This is a genomic window from Nitrosomonas halophila (assembly GCF_900107165.1).
Taxonomy (GTDB): Bacteria; Pseudomonadota; Gammaproteobacteria; order Burkholderiales; family Nitrosomonadaceae; genus Nitrosomonas; species Nitrosomonas halophila.
On record NZ_FNOY01000113.1, the window covers coordinates 1 to 4583 of the forward strand.

At 51.1% G+C, this 4583-nt stretch carries 5 protein-coding genes; all 5 read left to right on the forward strand.

Annotated elements, in window-relative coordinates:
• Positions 1 to 52: 52 nt before the first annotated feature.
• The gene (locus tag BLV85_RS14225; protein ID WP_090415882.1) at positions 53 to 868 is read left to right on the forward strand and encodes a methane monooxygenase/ammonia monooxygenase subunit C; all 816 of its coding nucleotides are present in this window, start codon (positions 53 to 55) and stop codon (positions 866 to 868) included.
• Positions 869 to 1054: 186 nt separating this feature from the next.
• Entirely contained in the window at positions 1055 to 1879 is an 825-nt protein-coding gene (locus tag BLV85_RS14230) for a methane monooxygenase/ammonia monooxygenase subunit A (RefSeq protein ID WP_090415883.1), read from the forward strand.
• Positions 1880 to 3142, forward strand: coding sequence for a methane monooxygenase/ammonia monooxygenase subunit B (locus BLV85_RS14235; protein WP_090415884.1), 1263 nt, complete (start codon positions 1880 to 1882; stop codon positions 3140 to 3142).
• Between the two features lie 226 nt (positions 3143 to 3368).
• Complete coding sequence (locus BLV85_RS14240) at positions 3369 to 3941, forward strand: hypothetical protein (RefSeq protein WP_090415885.1); 573 nt, start codon at positions 3369 to 3371, stop codon at positions 3939 to 3941.
• A gap of 87 nt (positions 3942 to 4028) precedes the next feature.
• A partial coding sequence (locus BLV85_RS14245) for an LPXTG cell wall anchor domain-containing protein (RefSeq protein WP_143032362.1) occupies positions 4029 to 4583 on the forward strand: 555 nt, incomplete at its 3' end.

Below are 4583 nucleotides of genomic sequence, written 5' to 3' on the forward strand. Positions count from 1 at the left end.
GAGTATTTCATTACTGTTTCTAACAAAAATGTAGTGAACAGGAGGAATAGAGATGGCAACTACGATGGGAACGAGCAGCGCATCGTCGACCTCGGAAAGAGGCTATGACATGTCGTTGTGGTACGATTCCAAATGGTACAAATTTGGGATGACGACCATGCTGCTGGTAGCGATTTTCTGGGTTTGGTACCAACGGACCTTTGCTTACTCGCACGGCATGGACTCCATGGAACCTGAATTTGACCGTATCTGGATGGGTTTATGGCGCGTCCACATGACGATCATGCCTTTGTTTGCGTTGGTAACCTGGGGCTGGATCTGGAAAACGCGTGATACCAAAGAGCAACTGGACAACCTTGATCCCAAGCTCGAAATCAAACGCTACTTCTACTGGTTGATGTGGATTGGCGTCTACATCTTTGGTGTTTACTGGGGTGGCAGCTTCTTCACCGAGCAAGATGCATCCTGGCACCAAGTGATTATTCGTGACACCAGCTTCACGCCTAGCCACGTGGTAGTGTTCTACGGATCATTCCCGATGTACATCGTTTGCGGTATTGCGGCTTATCTGTATGCAATGACCCGCCTGCCGCTGTACAGCCGTGGTATTTCCTTCCCGCTGGTGATGGCCATTGCAGGACCGTTGATGATTCTGCCTAACGTTGGCCTGAACGAATGGGGACACGCTTTCTGGTTCATGGAAGAACTGTTTAGCGCACCCTTGCACTGGGGCTTTGTGATTCTGGGTTGGGCCGGCCTGTTCCAAGGTGGCATTGCTGCTCAGATCGTTACCCGTTATTCCAACCTTACTGACGTAATCTGGAATAACCAAAGCAAAGAAATCCTCAACAACCGGATCGTAGCCTAATCTGGTCGTGATTCGCCTGGGCCGGTAGCATCTACCGGTCTGGGCGGAGAGAAGAGGAAACAGACCAGTTGATTTCTAGGGATTTGAAATCAGCTGGTCGCCAATGCGGTACCTTACTCAAAAAGATAGAGGAATCGTCATGTTACATTTACTATCACAAGCTACGAAAGGGAGGGCAATGTGAGTATGTTTAGAACCGAAGAGATCCTGAAAGCGGCCAAAATGCCGCCGGAAGCGATCCACATGTCACGCATGATTGATGCGGTATATTTTCCGATTCTGGTAATACTGCTGGTAGGTACTTACCACATGCATTTCATGCTGTTGGCAGGTGACTGGGATTTCTGGCTTGACTGGAAAGACCGTCAATGGTGGCCAGTGGTAACCCCCATCGTTGGGATTACCTACTGTGCGGCAATCATGTACTACCTGTGGGTAAACTATCGTCAACCGTTTGGTGCGACACTGTGCGTCATCAGCCTGTTGATCGGTGAGTGGCTGACCCGTTACTGGGGCTTCTACTGGTGGTCACACTATCCCATCAACTTCGTTACCCCTGGCATCATGCTGCCGGGCGCGTTGATGCTGGACTTCACGCTGTACCTGACCCGTAACTGGCTGATCACAGCACTGGTAGGCGGCGGCTTCTTTGGCTTGCTGTTCTACCCTGGCAACTGGGCGATTTTTGGACCGACCCACCTGCCAATCGTAGTAGAAGGCACCCTGTTGTCGATGGCTGACTACATGGGCCACCTGTACGTTCGTACTGGTACCCCGGAATACACCCGTCTGATCGAACAAGGCTCGCTGCGTACCTTCGGTGGACACACCACGGTTATTGCTGCATTCTTTGCAGCATTCGTATCCATGCTGATGTTCACGGTTTGGTGGTATCTAGGAAAAGTCTTTTGCACGGCATTTTTCTATGTCAAAGGTAAAAGAGGACGTATCGTTCACAGAGAAGACGTTACGGCATTCGGAGAAGAAGGCTTTCCAGAGGGGATCAAGTAAATGGATATCAAAAACCTTTACAAGCGCAGTGTAATGGGCCTTTATGGCGTTGCCTACGCGGCGGCGGCCCTGGCCATGACAGTAACATTGGATGTATCCACGGTCGCGGCACATGGTGAACGCTCCCAGGAACCCTTCCTTCGGATGCGTACCGTCCAATGGTACGATCTGAAATGGGGCCCGGAAGTCACCAAAGTCAACGAACATGCCAAAATCTCCGGCAAGTTCCACTTGGCTGAAGACTGGCCGCGCGCAGCTGCCAAGCCAGATCGCGCCTTCTTCAACGTAGGTAGCCCCAGCCCGGTATTCGTGCGTCTCAGCACCAAAATCAATGGTCACCCCTGGTTTATTTCAGGTCCCCTGCAAATCGGCCGTGACTATGAATTTGAAACCAACCTGAGAGCCCGTATTCCTGGCCGCCATCACATGCACGCCATGTTGAACGTCAAAGACGCAGGCCCGATTGCTGGACCAGGCGCCTGGATGAACATCACGGGAAGCTGGGATGACTTCACCAACCCGCTCAAACTGCTGACTGGTGAAACCATCGACTCGGAAACCTTCAACTTGTCGAACGCCTTGTTCTGGCACATTCTGTGGTTCTCGATTGGCGTCTTCTGGATTGGCATCTTTGTTGCCCGTCCGATGTTCCTGCCACGCAGCCGGGTATTGCTGGCATACGGTGATGATCTGTTGCGTGATCCGATGGACAAGAAAATCACCATGGTCATGGCAATCCTGACGCTTGCTTTGGTATGGGGTGGCTACCGTTACACGGAAAACAAACATCCCTACACCGTGCCCATCCAGGCTGGTGAATCCAAAGTTGCACCATTGCCGGTAGCACCGAATCCAGTCGCGATTCGTGTGACCTACGCCAACTATGACGTACCTGGTCGTGCACTGCGTGTCACCATGGAAGTCACCAACAACGGCGACGCACCGGTAAACTTCGGTGAATTCACCACCGCAGGTATCCGTTTCGTCAACTCTGTTGGCCGCAAACATCTGGATCCAAGCTACCCACGCGAATTGGTAGCCGTTGGCCTGACGTTTGATGACGAATCTGCAATCCAACCTGGTGAAACCAAAGAAATCAAAATGGAAGCCAAAGATGCATTGTGGGAAATCCAACGCTTGATGGCGTTGCTGGGTGACCCGGAAAGCCGCTTTGGTGGCCTGCTGATGTCTTGGGATGAAGAAGGAAATCGCCACATCAACAGTATTGCTGGTGCGGTTATTCCGGTATTTACTAAACTCTAAGCTGTACTAGAGTCGTAAACCAGGCAGATACCGGTACACCGCTGTCGGAAGGCAGAGGTGTACCGGTTTTTTTATGGAAAATCGGAACAAAGACCCTTATGGCATGTCGAATTTATATTCAATTTGACCTTGGAGAAAAGAAGGGAATGATGAGCATAAAAAGCAAAGTCTTGACGACAAGGCAAGACAGAGATTCCTTGTTGAGAGAGAAACAGGAGGGTTAGTCGTGGTAAGACAATCGATAAAATCAGCTATTGCGGCCTGCGTTCTTGTTTTAGGCGCCTATGCAGGCACAGCCCTTGGGCATGGCAGAGTCTCACTGGAAGAAGACACTTGTGTGCGCCAGGTAGGAGAAAACATGGTGCATTTGAGTGCATACCAGCCGCAATTTGACCAGGCAGGCCACTACTGCACAGACATTCCGGTGGCCGGCGACACCTATCTGGTCATCGACCTGGTCGACCAGGCGCTGCGGAACATGCCCGTGAGCATGAAAGTTATGCGGGAAGACGCGGGCGAAAGCGCAACCGTCACCCAGATCAATGCCGATTATTACCCTGATGGTGTGATCAGTGGCATAGGCACACTGGATAAAGGGCTTTATTCCGTTGTGGTGACAGCCGAAGGTATTCCACCCCTGAATTATCACTATCGGCTGCGTGTGGAAATGGTTGACTATGGCAAAATCGCGCGTGCCTGGACAGGTCCAGTCATCGCGTTGCTGCTATTATCCTGGCTGATCTATAAACTCATACAATCCGGGCGCTTGCGCGGATGGTTTGGTTCTCGTCGCACATAGCTAAAACGCGCATAAGAATAATATAAATAGTTATATAATAAGAGATTTTAAACTGGTAAGGAGTAACTGATAATGATAAGGGAGTGGATGAGATCCAGTAGTAAATGGATAGGGGCGTTAGTGTTGGGGATGGCCTGCTCGCTGCAAGTGCATGCCCATGGCGGGCTGTCCCTGGCCGATGACATGTGCAAGCTGACAGTCGGCCCCTACACCATGCATTTTACTGGGTATCAGCCTGAAAGCACGCAGGAGCAGGAGTTCTGTGAAGATATCCCGAATGTTGGCCGAACAATCGTGGCGCTGGATTACATCGATGAAGCCTTGCGACCGATGACAACAGAAGTACGGATAATTCGTGACACGGGCTCAGAGGAAAATCTGGATGAAATCACGATATTCCACATTCCGCCCAAGGTTTATCCGAGCGGCTCGGTGACATTTGAATATAACTTCCCAGCGGAAGGCAGCTTCGTAGGCTTGGTGACAGTCCGTGATAATGATACAGAATATGTATCACGCTTCCCATTCGCGGTCGGTACAGGCGGCAAATCCAACCTGCCACTCATCCTGGGTGCACTGGCTGTTGCTGCCGCGGCAGGCTTTTTCTTCATGAAGAAAGGCAAGGCTCAAGGCGAAGAAAAA

Excerpts from the sequence above, each read along its gene's own strand:
- BLV85_RS14225 (WP_090415882.1), top strand. The coding sequence starts at position 53 with ATGGCAACTACGATGGGAACGAGCAGCGCATCGTCGACCTCGGAAAGA.
- BLV85_RS14230 (WP_090415883.1), top strand. The coding sequence starts at position 1,055 with ATGTTTAGAACCGAAGAGATCCTGAAAGCGGCCAAAATGCCGCCGGAA.
- BLV85_RS14235 (WP_090415884.1), top strand. The coding sequence starts at position 1,880 with ATGGATATCAAAAACCTTTACAAGCGCAGTGTAATGGGCCTTTATGGC.